Below are 15,556 nucleotides of genomic sequence, written 5' to 3' on the forward strand. Positions count from 1 at the left end.
ACCGCAACGTTATTCCGCGATCCTGCCGGACCGGGCTAGGCTGGCCGCATGAAACATCTGTTGCTGATCGCCGCGGCTTGCGCCGCCTCGCCGCTCTGGGCTGCCGAATGGGCCACCCGCCCCGGCGACGTCCCCTTGAGCCCCGCTGAACTGGATGCGTTGGCAGGCCGCACGCTGACCTTCCATGACGACGGTCAGTCGAAATACTCGGCCGGTGGGTCTTATTCCTATACCTATTCAGCGGCCAATGGCGGCGGAACGGCCTTCGGGACCTACAGCATCGCCGCTGATGGCAGCATCTGTGTGCAGTATCGAAATGGGTTCGACCGCTGCGATCTGTATGTGCGCAACAAAGACCGGCTGATCCTGATCACCGAAAAAGGCGAACGATTTCCGGTGCGGCCTTGATGTCATGGCATTCAGATCCATCGGGCTCTGCCCCGATGCGTGGAGCCTGGCAGTGCATGGCTTTGGCCGGATGCTAGCGGCACAGCGCCCCCTTGCGGCGCTGTGCCGTGTCGAAGTGGAAGTGATCACGGTGGTACTTGTCCGCCGCCGGGCCGAGCACGGTACCGAACAGCCCGCAGGCTTCACGATGTAGGCGGCGTAGAATGGGGCCGAATTCCAGTGTATTCCACCCATCCCGCACGGACACGATCGTGCCATCCCTGAGTTGAAACGCCGAAATGTCTACGGCCCGACCGCGCGCATGTTCGGACAAAGGCGCATAGCGGTGGTTGTTCTGCGTCCGGCAGGAATAGTGTCCGACAAGCCGGACCTCGTCCAATCCGCCGCCCAGATCTGCAAAGGCCGGTTTGGCCATGGTCTCGATCCATGTATTGAGGGTGATTGCCGTTCGGCAATCCATCAACGCCTTCTGGCTCAGTCGGATGTCCGACATGCTGTGGACCTGAACCGGGCGGCCGATGCCGCAGCCCCGGTACGTTCCGGCGAAGCGTCTCCGAGGTTCGCCAACGATGGTCCAGTCATCGCACAAGGCGCCACGTTCGCGCATGCGCTGGCGGCCCTCTCCGATCTTGGAAAACTTGCACGGTCGTAAGGCAGGGCGGGGCGAGACTGCGACGGGCGTGCGGACAATGTCAGCGGGTACAACGACTGCTGCAGGCTGCGCGGTGTCGCCGGGATCAGGCGGCGCGGGAATGTCAAATCCTTGCAAGTTGGGTACCGGACCCTCGGCACAGTTGGGGGCGGCGAATGCCGGCCCGACACCAAGACACAGCAGAACACTCAGAACACGGATCACACCAACCTCCAGACAGCCGGGCAGGGTGCTTGCCCGATTGCAGCCGGACCGCACCGGGTGCGGATCGCCGCGTCCGCCCCTGCGATCCGGTCCGGGAAACTTTTCACCTCTGGAAGTTAAGCGGATGCCGCGCCGTCGGATCAACCGTTTTCTGCCGTCGGTCATCGGGCCGCCGGTTCGAGCGGTTGGCTTCGCACTGGCCTTTCCTGTGCCGCGCCCGCTCAGAGCTGGTTCAGCAGATCCACCGTTGGCCAAGCATCTGCGGGCAGGCCCAGCCGGGCCTGCTCGGCCTGAACTGCGGCCCGCGTACCGGCGCCCAGAATACCGTCGATCTTGCCCACGTCGTGCCCGCGCGCCTGCAGCTTGGCCTGCAGCTGCTTCATCTGAGCGCCGGTCAGGCCCGGTTCGGGGTTGCCCGCAGCATAGACTTGTGCGCCCTCGAGACGCGTTCCGAAATAGGCCGCGGTCAGGACATAGACAAAGCTCTGGTTCCACTCGAAATAGACATCGAAATTTGGATAGGCCAGAAAGGCCGGCCCCTTGCGCCCCTGCGGCAGGATCAGCGAGGCCGGCAGGTTGGCCAGCGACCCGCTACGCGCCTGCACACCCATCGCCTGCCAGTCTGACACCGGGCGCGGTTTGCCCGGCCCGCTCAGCGACCAGTCCATTTGCGCAGGCACGGTGACCTCCTGCAGCCAGGGCTGACCCGGCTGCCAACCCAGATGCGACAACATCTTGCCCCCGGACATCAGTGCATCGGGGGCCGACGTTTTCAACCGCACATGCCCGTCGCCATCACCGTCAACGCCGTTTTCCAGAATGTCACGGGGCAGCATCTGCACCATGCCGATCTCGCCCGCCCAGGCGCCGGTGGTGCGGTTCGGGTCGAAATCGCCGTTCCGGAACAGCTCGATCGCGGCGAAGATCTGCGGCCGGAACAGCTCGGGGCGGCGGCAATCATGGGCCAGCGTCACCAAAGCATTGCGGGTGTTGAAATCGCCCTGGAAGGCGCCGTAATCCGTCTCGAACGCCCAGAAGGCCAGCAGGACCCCGCGCGACACACCGTATTCGGCCTCGATCCGGTCGAACACGGCGTCGTATTTCTGCGCCATCGCCTGGCCGCGCCTGATCCGGTCCTGCGAGATCAGGCGGCGCGAGAATTCGATGAACGGTTTCTGGAACACGCCCTGTGCCCGGTCGGCCTTCAGCACCTTGGGGTCCTGTTGCACACCGTTGAAGAACGCATCGACCGTGGCCGTATCGAACCCCTGCTGCACCGCTTCGGCCTTCAGCCCGCGAACGAAGGCGCTGAAGCCGCCGCCGCATTGTGCAAGGGCCGGGGCAGCGAACAGGCAAGCGGCCACAAGGCCCGAGACAATGCGCATGACGAAAACCATCCTCAGAAAACCGTGTTCAGAACAACCCACACCGTCAGCCCCGCCAACGCAAGCCCCCAAACCTGCCAAAGCATTCCGCATGCGCGGAAAACCTCCGTTGCGCCGATCGAGCGCCGGGCTTCGCCGTTGACCCAGGCCAGATCGCGCATCTGCCCGCCATAGCTGCGCGGCCCGGCCAGTGCCACGTCCAGCGCGCGGGCCATTGCGGCCTCGGGCCAGCCGGCATTGGGCGAGATGTGGCGCCGCGCGTCCGCCAAGATGGCCCGCCATTGGCGCCACTGCCCCGACAGGGCCACGATCATCAGGCAAGTCAGCCGCGCCGGGATCAGGTTCAGCAGATCGTCCAGCCGAGCGGCGGCCCAGCCGAAGTCCCGGTACGTGTCGTTGCGGTATCCGATCATGCTGTCGGCGGTGTTCACCGCCTTGTAGACCAGTAACCCCGGCAGGCCGCCCAGCAAGAACCAGAAGGCGGGGGCGATCACCCCATCACTCAGGTTCTCGGCGGCGCTTTCGATGGCCGAGCGCGCCACCTGTGCCTCGGTCATCTGCGAGGTGTCGCGCGACACGATCATCGCAACCGTGGCGCGGCCCTCGGGCAGGGACTGCCGCAGTGCGACGCCCACGGCGCGGACATGCGCCACCAGAGAGTTCTGCGCCAACAGGATCGCACAGACCACGACCTCGACCACCCAGCCAAGCCACGTCAGCGCCGCACCGACCACCCAGCCGCTCAAGAGCAGCAGAAGGGCGACGAACACGCCCTTGGCGCGTCGATGCGTGCCGTGATTCAGGCGGCGGTCCAACCAGCCGATGGCGTTGCCCATCAGCACCGCCGGGTGCCGCAGACGCGACCACAGCCAGTCGGGCTCGCCCAATGCGGCGTCCAGCAGCATCGCCAGGGCCAGCGTCAGCGCGGCGCTCACAGCGCCGCCTCGAGCCGCAACCAGCCATGCTCGGGGGGCAGGCCCAGCCGCAGGAACCGGTCGGAATAGGGGAAGATGCGGCTCCAGATATGGGCCTGTGCCAGCCGGTCCTGCCAGGCGGCGGCATCGTCCACGTCATACAGGCGGAACAGGGTGGTGCCGCCGACCAAATGCGCGCCCTTGCCAGTCATCAGCGTATCTAGCCGATCCGCATCACGGACCAGCCGGGCGCGTGTGGCCTCGGCCCAGGCTGTGTCATTCAAGGCCTGCGCGCCGATGCGCAGGGCCGGGCCGGACACCGCCCAGGGGCCGATCAGATCGTTCAGACGCGCGATCAGGTTGGGGTCCCCGATGGCAAAGCCCAGTCGCAGGCCCGCAAGACCCCAGAACTTGCCAAAGCTTTTCAGAACGATCACGCCGGAGCGTTCCGACAGGCGGATCAGAGATACCTCGGGCGTCACGTCGCAAAAGCTTTCGTCGATCACGGTCAGCGGCGCGTCGGCGTCCTTAGCCTGCCAAATCCAGCCGTCGGGATTGTTGGGATGCACGATCACCCGTGCCGGCGCCGGACCGTCAGGCTGCACCCTCCAGCCCTGCGCGGCAAAGGCGGCAGCATGTTCGTTGTAGGTAGGCGTGGTGATCTGGACCGCACCAACGGGGGCCAGCGCCGGGATCCGCGCGATCAGGGCCGAGGCGCCCGGCGCGGGCAGGATTGCCGCGCCGTTCGGCACACCCCAGAAGCGACGGGCCGCATCGCTGAGCCGGGCAAAGGCCCCGTGATCCGGCAGGGCGGTCCAGTCTTCAGGCATGAGGTCCGCCATAGGATAAGGATGCGGGTTGATCCCGGTCGACAGGTCGATCCATTCCGCTCGCGCGCCGCCATGGCTGGCGATGGCTTGGTCCAGGCCGCCGCCATGGTCGCGCCGGCTGCGCGGGTTCAAATCCTCGATGCTGTCCGTCATGCGTTTTCTTGCCTGTTCGCGCGATTTACCCAGGTTCAAGCGGATTCACGCCGAATTTACAAGGGAATCCGCCCGTTCTGGAAATGTGGAAGTGACCGTTAACACTTTGTTAACGAAATCGCGGGATCAGGGGCGTAGGGGATGGCACTTCGGACTGTATCAAGTGCCAAGGTTGTTGCAAATGAAAGTTTTGATTGTTGAGAGTAACCCTGACCTCGGTCGGGTGTGGCAGCGGCACCTGGAGCGCCAGGGTGCCGAGGTAACGCTGGTTGACAGCCAGGAGACCGCGATCCTGGCGCTGTATGCGACGCCGTTCGAAGTCATCATTCTGGATTTGGTGCTGGAGTCCGGCAGCGCGCTGGCCGTGGCGGATTTTGCCAACTATCGCCGGCCGGACGCGCGGGTGATCTTTGTCACCAATACCACCTTCTTCTCGGACGGGTCGATCTTTGCGCACAGTTCGAACGCCTGTGCCTATGTCCAGAGCAACACGCCGCCCGAGGATCTGGCGGCCATGGTCGAACACTACGCAGCGGGGCGCTGATTGCGTCCGTGCGGCTGCCAATAGTCCAGAACCGGGTTGATCGGGATGATCCGGTGCGGATTGATGCTGTCGTGGCTGTAGTGATAGTGCCGCACGATGTGATGCAGGTTCACTGTGCTTTCCACCCCCGGCCACTGATACAGCTCGCGCGTGTAGGCCCACAGGTTGGGATAGTCGATCAGCCGTCTGCGGTTGCATTTGAAATGCAGGTGATAGACCGGGTCAAACCGGATCAGGGTCGTGAACAGGCGCCAGTCGGCCTCGGTCAGGCGATCCCCCATCAGATAACGGTTCGTGGACAGCCGGTCCTCCAGCCAGTCCAGCGTGTCGAACAGGGGGTGCACGGCCGTGTCATAGGCCTCTTGCGTGGTTGCAAAGCCCGACTTGTAGACACCGTTGTTCACGTTTGAATAGACCCGCGCGTTGACCTCTTCGATCGCGTCGCGCATTTCGGCGGGCCAGTAGTCGTCGGTGTTGCCGGTGATTTCGTCGAAGGCCGCATTGAACATGCGGATGATCTCGGAGCTTTCGTTCGACACGATTGTCTGTTGCGCCTTGTCCCAAAGGATCGGTACCGTCACCCGGCCCGAATACTGCGGATCGGCGCGGGTGTAGACCTGATAGGCATAGTCCAGGCCATAGAGCGTGTCTCCGGTGGCGCCGTGGTCGTCCGTCTGGAAGGTCCAGCCGTGTTCCAGCATGTCGGGATGAACGACCGATACGGTGATCAGGTCCTGCAGCCCCTTGAGCTGACGGAAGATCAGCGTGCGATGCGCCCAGGGGCAGGCCAGACTGACATAAAGGTGATACCGGTCGGCTTCGGCCTTGAACCCGCCCTTGCCCGACGGGCCGGGGCGGCCGTCGGCTGTGATCCAGTTGCGGAACTGGGCGGCCGAGCGTTTGAAGGCCCCACCAGTGGATTTTGTGTCATACCATTTGTCGTGCCACACGCCGTCGATCAAAAGGCCCATCCCGGCTCCTCCACTTTGCGTCTGGCCACAATGATAAGACGCATAGTCCTTCGTTCCTATGAGGTTCAGCGCGCAAGGTCCCTGCGCGGATGCACAACGCCGCCCGCGCTCATGCGACCAAGTTCACTGGATTTTTACGAAAATGAGGTCAGAATGGAATCGGCAACCGGGGGAGTTTTTCATGAGTACCTATGTTTCCAAGGAAATCAGCGCGGAATTGGACGCCGCCCGAATCGCCGCCCTGAAGAAGGCCAGCCGTTTGCGGGTGGAAGTGGGCGACAAAACCTACAGAGTCCTCAGATTGTGGAAGGACGGGTTCACGGTCGAATCTGATACCACGCCGCGCCTGCGCGGGCTGGTCGACATCTATGACGGAGCGCGGCATCTGTATCAGTGCCTGATCATTGCGGCAGATACTGAAGGCCCGGAAATGCGGTATGAGTTCAAACGCAGCACGGCCCATGTCGACACTGCGCCACTGGACTATGCGCGTGACCCCGACGCCCCGATTGCCCTGCTCGGGCCGGCGGAGTAGGCCTGCCAAGTCTACTGCAAATCGCTGAAGGCCGCCTTCAACCGCGTGCAGGCCTCTTCGACCCGCGTGCGTTGGGTGGCCAGGTTGAAGCGTTCGAACGTCTCGCCCCCAGTGCCAAAACCTGGCCCGGGTGAGGTGGCGATCCGTGCGTCCTGCCGCAGACGCCGCACGAATTCGGCATGGTTCATTCCGGTGCCCGAGAAATCGACCCAGGCCAAGTAGGTCGCCTGCAGGGGCATCGACCACAGGCCGGGGATCTCGGAAATCGTCTCATCGAACAGCGCACGGTTGCCGTTCAGATGGTCGATCTGGGCATCCACCCATTCGGCACCTTCCGGCGTGTAGGCCGCGGTGATCATGGCCACGCCAAGTGCGCTGGGGTCATAGTCCAAATTGTTCAGCCGGTGGCGCATCTGCGCCCTCAGCGTGTCGTCTGGAATGATCATGTTGCCGGTGCGCTGGCCTGCGATGTTGAAGGTCTTGGACGCCGCTGTCAGCGTCACCGTCCAGGGCCGCGCATCCGGCGCGGCCACGTCCATCGGCACGAATTTGTGGCCCGGATAGACCAGATCGTGATGGATCTCGTCCGAGATCAGGATCAGCCCGTTGCGTACGGCAAAGGCCGCCACCGCACGCAGCTCTTCCACTGTCCAAACCCGCCCGGACGGGTTCTGCGGCGAACACCAGATCAACATCCGTTCGGACCCGTCCAGCCGCGACTGTGCGTCGTCCAGGTCGATCTCATAGGTATCGCCGGCCCGCACCAGCGGGCATTCCACCACCCGGCGGCCGGTCTTGTTCACCTTGTGCGCAAACTCGTGGTAGACCGGCGTGAAGATCACCACTCCGTCCCCCGGTTCGCTCCACACATCGAGGCTCAGCGCGATGGCGTTGCCCAGACCCTGTGTTGTCAGAACCCAATCGGTCTCGATCGCCCAGTCGTGGCGGTTCTGCATCCACCACTGCACCGCCTGCAGATAGGCCGGGTGCTGCCAGGAATAGCCGAACACCCCGTGATCGGCCGCGCGGCGCACCGCGTCGATCACGCAGGGCGCGGTGGCATAGTCGGAATCGGCGGTCCACATGGCCAGCCCGTCCTCGGGCGAGACGCCGAACAGCTGCTCCATCTTGTCCCATTTCGAGCTGAAGGTGCCCCGGCGGTCGATCAGGTCGTTGAAAGTCATGTCTGCTCCATTTGTTGGCTTGAAAGCTATCGGGAAATTCGCCCGGTGCAAGGGGGGCGTTGCGGCCGCGCCCGCGATGACCTAAATCAGCCCCATGAAACGCAACATCCTGATCCATCCCGATCCCCGCCTGAAAAAGGTCTGTGCGCCCGTGGACGACCTGTCGGACGAGCTGCGCGCGCTGGCCGACGACATGCTGGAAACCATGTATGACGCGCCGGGCATTGGGCTGGCCGCGCCCCAGATCGGCGTGCTGGAACGGTTGATCGTGCTGGATTGCGTCAAGGAGGAAGGCGCCACCCCCCGCCCGCTGGTGATGTTCAACCCCGAGATCATCTCGGCCTCGGATGAGACCAGTGTCTACGAGGAAGGCTGCCTGTCGATCCCCGATCAGTTCGCCGAGGTCACCCGCCCCGCCGAGGTCGAGGTTGCCTGGATGGACAAGAACGGCAAGGCGCAGCGCGAAACCTTCGACGGGCTCTGGGCCACCTGCGTGCAGCACGAGATCGACCACCTGAACGGCAAGCTGTTCATCGACTATCTCAAGCCGCTGAAACGGCAGATGATCACGCGCAAGATGGTCAAGCTCAAGCGTGAGCTGGCCCGCGCATGACCGTCCGTCCCTGCCTGCCGTGGCCCGACAAGCGCCTGCGCACCAAGGCCGAGCCGGTAACCGAGATCACCGATGAGATCCGCGCCATCTGGGACGACATGATCGACACGATGGAGGCAATGCCCGGCGTCGGCCTGGCGGCGCCCCAGATCGGCGTGATGCTGCGGCTGGCGGTCGTGGATGGCTCGACCGAGCGTGGCCGCGCGGTGCGCCTGGCCAACCCCGAAATTCTGCACAGCTCGATCGAGCTGCGCGAGCATGACGAGGCCAGCCCGAACTTGCCGGGCGTGTCGGCCAAGATCAAACGTCCGCGTGCGGTGACGGTCCGATTCCTCAATGAAAAAGGCGAGATCGACCAGCGCGATTTCGTCGGCATCGAAGCCACCAGCGTGCAGCACCAGATCGACCATCTGAACGGTCGGATGTATTTCGACCGTCTCAGCAAGGTCAAACGCGACATGCTGCTGCGCAAGGCGAAAAAAGCGGGGTAGGGCGGCATGCGCGTCATCTTCATGGGAACGCCCGAGTTTTCGGTGCCGGTGCTGGATGCGTTGGTGCAGGCCGGGCATGAGATCGCCGCCGTCTATTGCCAGCCCCCGCGCCCGGCCGGTCGCGGCAAGAAGGACCGGCCCACGCCGGTGCATGCCCGCGCCGAGGCGCTGGGCCTGCCGGTGCGCCATCCCACCTCGCTGAAATCGCCCGAGGAACAGGCAGCCTTTGCCACGCTGAAGGCCGATGTGGCGGTGGTCGTGGCCTATGGGCTGATCCTGCCGCAGCCGATTCTGGACGCGCCCCGGCATGGCTGCCTGAACATCCACGCCAGCCTGCTGCCGCGCTGGCGCGGGGCCGCGCCGATCCACCGTGCGATCATGGCGGGCGATGCCGAGACCGGCATCTGCATCATGCAGATGGAGGCCGGTCTGGACACTGGCCCCGTTCTGCTGCGTCAGGCCACCCCGATCGGAGCCGAGGAAACCACCGCCCAGCTGCATGACCGCCTGTCGGCGATGGGCGCCGATCTGATCGTGCAGGCACTGGACCGCCTGCCCGAGCTAACCCCCGAACCGCAGCCCGAGGTCGGCGTGACCTATGCCGCAAAAATCGACAAGGCCGAGGCCCGCGTGGACTGGTCGCGCCCCGCTGTCGAGGTCGATCGCCAGATCCGTGGCCTGTCGCCCTTTCCCGGCGCCTGGACCGAGATCGAGGGCGAGCGCGTCAAGCTGCTCGCCTCGCGCCTGTCGGACAGGCAGGGCGTGCCGGGCGAGGTACTGGACGACGCGCTGCGCGTGGCCTGCGGCACCGACGCGGTCGAGTTGCTGCGCTTGCAACGGGCGGGCAGGGCGGCGCAGGATAGGGAAACCTTCCTGCGGGGCTGGTCGATCCCGGCCGGAACCCGCCTCAGCTCGGAGACGTCCTGATGTTCATGGTGATGATGGGCACCGTCGTGATTGCCGGCATCGTCGGCTATCTGTCCGAGGTGACGGGCTTTACCCACAACGGTTATCTGCAATCCATCATCATCTGCGTGGGCGGGGCGTTCCTGTTCTATTTTATCCGCATCATGTTCGGCATCAGCTTTGGGCCGCCCGGGCTGGATGCGGTGATCTCGTCGGTGGGGGCCTTGATCATCGTGCCCACGCATTGGAGGAAATGAGATACCCGTCCTTGCCCTGATCGTCATCGGCGCCGCGGCCGGATTTCTGGCCACCCGCCTGATGCGGATCGAGGCGGACATCCCCACCACCCTGCTGATCGGTATCGCCGGGGCAGTGGTGGGCGGGCTGATCATGCGCGCCTTGCTGACGGTCATGGGTTGGATGCCAGGCTTCGTCGGCGCGGTGCTGGGCGCGCTGCTGCTGATCTGGATCTGGAAGACCTATTTCCGGCGCTGACCCGAGGCCCTAGCGCGCGTCATAGATGTCCGCGGATCCAAGGCGCTGAACGGGCTGGGTTGTCATGTCGAACCGGTTCGCTTCGCCCGCAGTCATCCAGTGCATGTCCTCGGCCGAAGCCGCATCCAGAGTGAACCAGTAGAAATCCTCGTCCACGTCGATATCGCGGAAATAGTCCAGATACCTGTCATGCTTGGGGTGATCTTCCGGCAGCTCTGCGGCTATGAACCCACCGCCCGCCCAGCTGTGGACCCCGACACAGGCGCCCGGTTGCAGGGTCCGTCGATTGCCCGCCAGAAACAGATCGGTTCCGCCCGATGCCACCAGACCGTTTGACGGAACGACGGTATCGAACCCTTCGGCCCGTACGACGCGGCCGAAGATCACGTTGTCGTCGTCATCCACCGACCCTTCGATGCTCTGCAACACCAGCGTCCTGCAACCCCGGATTATGGGCGATGACCTCCTCGAAGGCGCTGAGCGAGGTGTGGTCGATCGTTCCCGTCACAATGATCTTGTCCCCGCGCGCAACGATCTTGTCCCCGCGCGCAACGAAACTCAGCGGCGTGTAGTCCTCGGCGCATCCAGCCAGCAGGGGCAGGCAGATCAGCAACCGTGTCATCGGATGAATCCTTGCGCCTTTCGCCCTTGTCCGGCGGGCGGTCATTGCCGCGGCGGGCGTGCCTTGTAGACCGGCAACTGCCAGCCGAACAGCAGCGATCCGGCCCGCAGCGCCCAGCAGGACAGCGCGCAAAGGCCCAGCGCCAGCAGCGTCTCCAGCCCCAGACGGGTCGCCATCACCGCCACCAGCGCCCCCGTGAAGGCGCAGGAGACATAGAGTTCGCCCTGTTTGAGCACCAGCGGCACCTCGTTGCAGACCACGTCGCGCATCAGCCCGCCCAGGCAGCCGGTGGTCACACCCATCAACACCACGATCACGCCCGACTGGCCAAGCGCCAGCGCCGCGCCGGTGCCCGCGGCAACGGCGATCGACAGCGCGAAACTGTCCAGCCAGACCAGCCAGTTGTAGCGGCTTTCAACCAGATGCGCGGTGAAGAACACGACCACCGCCGCCGCCACCGCGATCAGGATATAGTCGGGCTGACCCACCCAGAAGACCGGGTGCCGATCCAGCAGCAGATCACGCACCGTGCCACCGCCCACCGCCGTCAGACAGGCGATGAAGGCAAACCCCACAAGGTCCAGCTGCGCCCGGCTGGCCACCAGCGCCCCGGTCAGCGCAAAGACCAAAACCGAGGTATAGTCCAGCAGGGCCAGACCGCTCATGTGCGGGCCTTTTTCGGCTTGAACGGGGACATGCCCGCGCGTGCCAGTTCGTCGGCGCGTTCGTTTTCGGGGTGGCCGGCATGGCCCTTGACCCATTCCCAGGTCACGTCATGGCGCTGTTGCGCTTCGTCCAGCCGCTGCCACAGGTCCACGTTCTTGACGGGCTTCTTGTTTGCGGTCTTCCAGCCGTTGCGCTTCCACCCGTGGATCCAGCCCGTCACCCCGTTTTTCACATAGGCGCTGTCGGTCACGATGGTGATTTTCGAGGGCCGCTCCAATGTCTCGAGCGCGCTGATCGCAGCCAGCAGCTCCATCCGGTTGTTGGTCGTCTCGGCCTCGCCGCCGCTCAGCTCGCGCTCTTTCAGGACGGTTTCTCCATCCATGGCCCGCAGCAGCACGCCCCAGCCTCCGGGGCCGGGATTGCCGGAACAGGCACCATCGGTATAGGCAAACAGATCAGGCATGGGCCAGCACCAGAATGAAACCGTCATACGATCCGGCCAGCCCCTTTCCCATACCGGTGGTGACACGGTCAATGACGAACCCGGCCTCGACCAACGCGGTCTCGATCTCGGGGCGCGTGAAATAGGTGTAGTAGCGGTCAAGTTCGTCGCGATGCTCTCCGGTGCCCAGTTTCAGGCCCAGAAAGAACACACCGCCCGGCTTCAGGGCCTGGTGGATGGCGGTGAGGTGTCGCGGGAAATCGGCGCGCGGGGCGTGCAGCAGGGAAAAGCTGGCATAGACCCCATCGTATTCGGCTGTTTCGGTCACGTCGTCGAACGTGCCCAGATACGCCTCCACGCCATTTGCGCGGGCGTGTTCGACAAAGGCAGGTGTGGCGTCCAGCGCCCGAACCCGAAGCCCCTGGCACAGAAAGAATCCGCTGTCCAAACCCGGACCCGACCCCAGATCCAGCACCAGCCCGTCGCCGACCGCCTGCGCGAATGCTGCGCGCGATTCGATCTGTTCGGGCGGCAGCGGCACTTTCAGATAGTCGTCCACACGGGGTGTGTAGGCGTCGATGGTTCGTTTGTCGCTCACAGGAATACTCCAACGGCCAGGCAGGCCAGAACGACGGCGCTCAGCAGTAGCCGCAGTTTCATCCACCAGCGCGGGGTCAGGCCCCACGACCAGAACAGCGCGTCCAGCACCAGCAGACCGGCGAAGCCGATCATCAGGTTGGTACCCGCGTCGACCGGCCCGCCGCCGGTGGTGAAAAACGCCCACAGCGCCGGCAGGACCGACAGCCCATAACACAGCGCCGCCCGGTTGCCCGAGGTCTTGGTGGCAAAACCCCACAGAACGCCGGACATGAAGCTGAGGATCACAGCGCCATAGAACAGCTGCACATAGGGCCCCACGAACCGGGGGCCCAGCGCGCGGCTGCCCCAATCATTCAGGTCTCCGCTCAGGTAGGTCAGCGCGCCCCATACAAAGGGGATCAGACCGGCCAGGCCCAGAACTAACGGTGCGCGGGGGATGCCGCTCATGCGGGCACGCGCAGAATGCGAGGCACCTTGAACTCGACATTCTCGGTGGCGGTTTCGACGGTTTCGACGGTCACGTCATAACGGTCGCGGAAGGCGTCGATCACCTCGTTCACAAGGACTTCGGGCGCAGAGGCGCCGGCGGTGATGGCGATGCTGGAAATCCCTTCCAGCGCGCGCCAGTCGATGTCGGTGGCCCGCTGCACCAGCTGGGCATAGGTGCAGCCCGCTTTGGACGCCACTTCGACCAGACGGCGCGAGTTTGAGGAGTTGGGCGCACCCACCACCAGCAGCGCATCCGACTTGGGTGCGACGGTCTTCACCGCCTCCTGACGGTTGGTGGTGGCATAGCAGATGTCTTCCTTGTGCGGGCCGACGATGGCCGGGAAGCGGTCCTGCAGCGCGGCCACGATGTCGCGCGTGTCGTCCACTGAGAGGGTAGTCTGGGTGACAAAGGCCAGTTTTTCGGGGTCGCGGACCTGCACCTTGGCCACATCGTCGACCGTTTCCACCAGCAGAACCTCGCCCTCGGGCAGCTGGCCCATGGTGCCGACGGTTTCGGGGTGGCCCTTGTGCCCGATCATGATCATCTGCAACCCGGCCTCGGCGTGGCGCTGGGCCTCGATATGGACCTTGGATACCAGCGGGCAGGTGGCATCGACATAGAGCATCTCGCGCGCGGCTGCGGCGGCGGGCACCGACTTGGGCACGCCATGGGCGGAAAAGATCACCGGCCGGTCATCGGGGCATTCGTCCAGCTCTTCGACAAAGACGGCACCGTTGGCGCGCAAGCCGTCCACGACGAACTTGTTGTGCACGATCTCGTGCCGGACATAGACCGGGGCGCCCCATTTCTGCAGGGCCATTTCCACGATCTTGATCGCGCGGTCCACACCAGCGCAGAACCCGCGCGGGGCGGCCAGATACAGGGTCAGGGGGGGCTTGGTCATGCGTCTGTCTCCTTGACAGGGACAGGTAAGGCTTTTCCGCCCTCGGGTCCAGACGGGACGGGTGTCATTTCGCTGACACAAACACATGCCAAGGTGCCGGTGTTTGAGCACAGGTTCTTTTTTGAAGACGCGCGGCTGGGGCTTTCCGTCCCGGCCGCGCCATTGATCCGCAGGTGTGGGCCGTGAGAGACGTTACTTTCCGGCCACCGCCACATTGCGCGGCTCGTCCGACGCCTCGCGCGGCGGGCGCCCGATCACGTCGCGCAGATCGTCCAGTTCGATGAAGTTGTCGGCCTGGCGCCGCAGTTCGTCCGAGATCATCGGCGGCTGGCTGCGGATGGTCGAAACCACCGACACGCGCACGCCCTGACGTTGCAGGCTGGCAATCAGCGGGCGGAAATCCCCATCGCCCGAGAACAGCACGATATGATCCACCCGTGGCGCCAGTTCCATGGCATCGACTGTCAGTTCGATATCCATGTTCCCCTTGACCTTACGGCGCCCCATGCTGTCGGTGTATTCCTTGGCCGGTTTGGTCACCATGGTGAAACCGTTGTAGTTCAGCCAGTCGACCAAGGGGCGGATCGGCGAATATTCGTCGTTTTCCAGCAGCGCTGTGTAGTAAAAGGCCCTCAGAAGCTTGCCGCGACGCATGAATTCCTGACGCAGCAACTTGTAATCAATATCAAATCCCAGGGCTTTCGCGGCGGCGTACAGATTCGAGCCGTCGATGAACAGCGCCAGCCGTTCGTCCTTGTAAAACATAAAATCGTCCTTCCGGTATTGACCAGCGCGCGGTGGTGTAAGTGAGTGAGTGATGAGAAATCACGCGCCGGCCGCTTTAAAATAAGAGATTCCGCATGTATCGCAAGTGCGCTCAGGTCTGAACATAGGGTTATTTATGGTCAACTCCACGTCAAAAGCGGTCATCGCGCTGGGGGCAAATCTCAAACTGAGATCATATGAACCCAAGGTGACACTTCGCAGGGCTGTCGACGCGTTGGCCGGTGAGGGCTTGGTGATTCGCGCTGTCAGCCGGTTCTTTTCGACCCCGTGTTTTCCGGCGGGCGCCGGACCAGATTATGTCAATGCCGCCGCGCTGGTCGAGACCGAGGCGGCCCCGCAGGAGGTTCTGACCCTTCTGCACAGGGTCGAGGCCGATTTCGGCCGTGCCCGCCAGCAGCGCTGGGGGATGCGCACACTTGACCTGGACCTCGTCTGCTGGGGCGATCGCGTTCTGCCCGATGCTGCCGCGTTCGACCATTGGCTGAACCTGCCGCCCGACCGGCAGCGAGAGGCGGCTCCCGAGCAGTTGATCCTACCGCATCCGCGCCTGCAGGACCGCGCCTTCGTTCTGGTTCCGATGGCGGAGGTGGCGCCGGGCTGGCGGCACCCGGTGCTGGGCCTGACGGTTAATGAAATGATCGAACGCCTGCCGCCGGACGATGTCGCCGCGGTCACGCCGCTGGATGCCGCGTGAAAAAGGGCATTTCCCGCTTGTCATGGCGGGGATTCGCGCTTAGATAAGCGTCTTCCTGACATGGATT

General features: G+C 64.1%; 23 protein-coding genes. 9 read left to right on the forward strand and 14 right to left on the reverse strand.

The annotated features are described in order from the left end of the window. Positions 1–48: 48 nt before the first annotated feature. Entirely contained in the window at positions 49–408 is a 360-nt protein-coding gene (locus tag AC2FNS_RS11005) for a hypothetical protein (protein WP_496711211.1), read from the forward strand. A gap of 73 nt (positions 409–481) precedes the next feature. On the opposite strand, the gene AC2FNS_RS11010 is transcribed toward AC2FNS_RS11005, so the two are convergent. The 4 genes from AC2FNS_RS11010 to AC2FNS_RS11025 all read right to left on the reverse strand — a co-directional run bounded on the left by AC2FNS_RS11010 (position 482) and on the right by AC2FNS_RS11025 (position 4,546). Beyond that, entirely contained in the window at positions 482–1,015 is a 534-nt protein-coding gene (locus tag AC2FNS_RS11010; protein ID WP_496679326.1) for an extensin-like domain-containing protein, read from the reverse strand. Positions 1,016–1,485: 470 nt separating this feature from the next. After that, positions 1,486–2,649, reverse strand: a complete 1,164-nt coding sequence (locus tag AC2FNS_RS11015; RefSeq protein ID WP_496679325.1) for a lytic murein transglycosylase — start codon at positions 2,647–2,649, stop codon at positions 1,486–1,488. Positions 2,650–2,663: 14 nt separating this feature from the next. After that, positions 2,664–3,584 (reverse strand): adenosylcobinamide-phosphate synthase CbiB, encoded by a 921-nt coding sequence (gene cbiB, locus AC2FNS_RS11020; protein ID WP_496711212.1) that lies wholly within the window; start codon positions 3,582–3,584, stop codon positions 2,664–2,666. Beyond that, a complete protein-coding gene (locus tag AC2FNS_RS11025) occupies positions 3,581–4,546 on the reverse strand; it encodes a threonine-phosphate decarboxylase (RefSeq protein ID WP_496711213.1) in 966 nt (321 codons plus the stop codon). Before AC2FNS_RS11025 ends, cbiB begins: the two co-directional genes overlap by 4 nt. A gap of 181 nt (positions 4,547–4,727) precedes the next feature. Here AC2FNS_RS11025 and AC2FNS_RS11030 point away from each other — a divergent pair, with 181 nt between their 5' ends. Beyond that, a complete protein-coding gene (locus AC2FNS_RS11030; protein ID WP_490359939.1) occupies positions 4,728–5,090 on the forward strand; it encodes a response regulator in 363 nt (120 codons plus the stop codon). On the opposite strand, the gene AC2FNS_RS11035 is transcribed toward AC2FNS_RS11030, so the two are convergent. Beyond that, on the reverse strand, positions 5,072–6,061 hold the full coding sequence (locus AC2FNS_RS11035; RefSeq protein ID WP_496711214.1) for a glutathione S-transferase family protein: 990 nt from the start codon (positions 6,059–6,061) through the stop codon (positions 5,072–5,074). The two genes, AC2FNS_RS11030 and AC2FNS_RS11035, sit on opposite strands and share 19 nt — an antisense overlap. Before the next feature lie 181 nt (positions 6,062–6,242). On the opposite strand from AC2FNS_RS11035, the gene AC2FNS_RS11040 reads away from it, so the two are divergent. Further along, positions 6,243–6,596 carry a hypothetical protein gene (locus AC2FNS_RS11040; protein WP_496679319.1) on the forward strand — a complete coding sequence of 118 codons (354 nt, stop codon included), beginning with the start codon at positions 6,243–6,245 and terminating at the stop codon, positions 6,594–6,596. A gap of 11 nt (positions 6,597–6,607) precedes the next feature. On the opposite strand, the gene AC2FNS_RS11045 is transcribed toward AC2FNS_RS11040, so the two are convergent. Further along, the gene (locus AC2FNS_RS11045; RefSeq protein WP_496711215.1) at positions 6,608–7,780 is read right to left on the reverse strand and encodes a MalY/PatB family protein; all 1,173 of its coding nucleotides are present in this window, start codon (positions 7,778–7,780) and stop codon (positions 6,608–6,610) included. A 94-nt stretch (positions 7,781–7,874) separates the two neighbouring features. Between AC2FNS_RS11045 and def (AC2FNS_RS11050) the strand changes: the two genes are divergently transcribed. Genes def (AC2FNS_RS11050) through AC2FNS_RS11070 form a run of 5 tightly spaced genes read left to right on the forward strand, consistent with a single transcriptional unit; the run spans position 7,875 to position 10,285 of the window. After that, a complete protein-coding gene (gene def, locus AC2FNS_RS11050; RefSeq protein ID WP_170361514.1) occupies positions 7,875–8,393 on the forward strand; it encodes a peptide deformylase in 519 nt (172 codons plus the stop codon). Then, complete coding sequence (gene def, locus AC2FNS_RS11055; RefSeq protein WP_496679312.1) at positions 8,390–8,884, forward strand: peptide deformylase; 495 nt, start codon at positions 8,390–8,392, stop codon at positions 8,882–8,884. The genes def (AC2FNS_RS11050) and def (AC2FNS_RS11055) overlap by 4 nt, the downstream gene beginning before the upstream one ends. A gap of 6 nt (positions 8,885–8,890) precedes the next feature. Continuing rightward, complete coding sequence (fmt, locus tag AC2FNS_RS11060; RefSeq protein ID WP_496711216.1) at positions 8,891–9,811, forward strand: methionyl-tRNA formyltransferase; 921 nt, start codon at positions 8,891–8,893, stop codon at positions 9,809–9,811. After that, positions 9,811–10,047, forward strand: a complete 237-nt coding sequence (locus AC2FNS_RS11065) for a hypothetical protein (RefSeq protein WP_005981317.1) — start codon at positions 9,811–9,813, stop codon at positions 10,045–10,047. The genes fmt and AC2FNS_RS11065 overlap by 1 nt, the downstream gene beginning before the upstream one ends. Position 10,048: 1 nt before the next feature. Further along, the gene (locus tag AC2FNS_RS11070) at positions 10,049–10,285 is read left to right on the forward strand and encodes a GlsB/YeaQ/YmgE family stress response membrane protein (protein ID WP_149776373.1); all 237 of its coding nucleotides are present in this window, start codon (positions 10,049–10,051) and stop codon (positions 10,283–10,285) included. Between the two features lie 9 nt (positions 10,286–10,294). Here the strand turns inward: AC2FNS_RS11070 and AC2FNS_RS11075 are convergent, their stop codons facing one another. The 8 genes from AC2FNS_RS11075 to AC2FNS_RS11110 all read right to left on the reverse strand — a co-directional run bounded on the left by AC2FNS_RS11075 (position 10,295) and on the right by AC2FNS_RS11110 (position 14,774). Beyond that, entirely contained in the window at positions 10,295–10,711 is a 417-nt protein-coding gene (locus AC2FNS_RS11075; RefSeq protein ID WP_496711217.1) for a hypothetical protein, read from the reverse strand. Then, on the reverse strand, positions 10,683–10,907 hold the full coding sequence (locus AC2FNS_RS11080; RefSeq protein ID WP_496711218.1) for a hypothetical protein: 225 nt from the start codon (positions 10,905–10,907) through the stop codon (positions 10,683–10,685). Before AC2FNS_RS11080 ends, AC2FNS_RS11075 begins: the two co-directional genes overlap by 29 nt. A 41-nt stretch (positions 10,908–10,948) precedes the next feature. Beyond that, complete coding sequence (locus tag AC2FNS_RS11085; RefSeq protein WP_496679303.1) at positions 10,949–11,572, reverse strand: trimeric intracellular cation channel family protein; 624 nt, start codon at positions 11,570–11,572, stop codon at positions 10,949–10,951. Then, positions 11,569–12,036 (reverse strand): ribonuclease HI, encoded by a 468-nt coding sequence (gene rnhA, locus AC2FNS_RS11090; protein WP_496711219.1) that lies wholly within the window; start codon positions 12,034–12,036, stop codon positions 11,569–11,571. The genes AC2FNS_RS11085 and rnhA overlap by 4 nt, the downstream gene beginning before the upstream one ends. Continuing rightward, the gene (locus AC2FNS_RS11095; RefSeq protein ID WP_496711220.1) at positions 12,029–12,613 is read right to left on the reverse strand and encodes a class I SAM-dependent methyltransferase; all 585 of its coding nucleotides are present in this window, start codon (positions 12,611–12,613) and stop codon (positions 12,029–12,031) included. The genes rnhA and AC2FNS_RS11095 overlap by 8 nt, the downstream gene beginning before the upstream one ends. Continuing rightward, positions 12,610–13,062, reverse strand: coding sequence for a DUF3429 domain-containing protein (locus AC2FNS_RS11100; RefSeq protein WP_496679296.1), 453 nt, complete (start codon positions 13,060–13,062; stop codon positions 12,610–12,612). The genes AC2FNS_RS11095 and AC2FNS_RS11100 overlap by 4 nt, the downstream gene beginning before the upstream one ends. Continuing rightward, positions 13,059–14,009 (reverse strand): 4-hydroxy-3-methylbut-2-enyl diphosphate reductase, encoded by a 951-nt coding sequence (gene ispH / locus AC2FNS_RS11105; RefSeq protein WP_496803846.1) that lies wholly within the window; start codon positions 14,007–14,009, stop codon positions 13,059–13,061. The genes AC2FNS_RS11100 and ispH overlap by 4 nt, the downstream gene beginning before the upstream one ends. 192 nt (positions 14,010–14,201) lie before the next feature. Next, positions 14,202–14,774, reverse strand: a complete 573-nt coding sequence (locus AC2FNS_RS11110) for a LabA-like NYN domain-containing protein (protein WP_496679293.1) — start codon at positions 14,772–14,774, stop codon at positions 14,202–14,204. A 136-nt stretch (positions 14,775–14,910) separates the two neighbouring features. On the opposite strand from AC2FNS_RS11110, the gene folK reads away from it, so the two are divergent. After that, positions 14,911–15,489 (forward strand): 2-amino-4-hydroxy-6-hydroxymethyldihydropteridine diphosphokinase, encoded by a 579-nt coding sequence (gene folK, locus AC2FNS_RS11115; protein ID WP_496679292.1) that lies wholly within the window; start codon positions 14,911–14,913, stop codon positions 15,487–15,489. Positions 15,490–15,556 lie beyond the last annotated feature (67 nt).

It is taken from the genome of Ruegeria sp. BHSA191 (genome assembly GCF_059613325.1).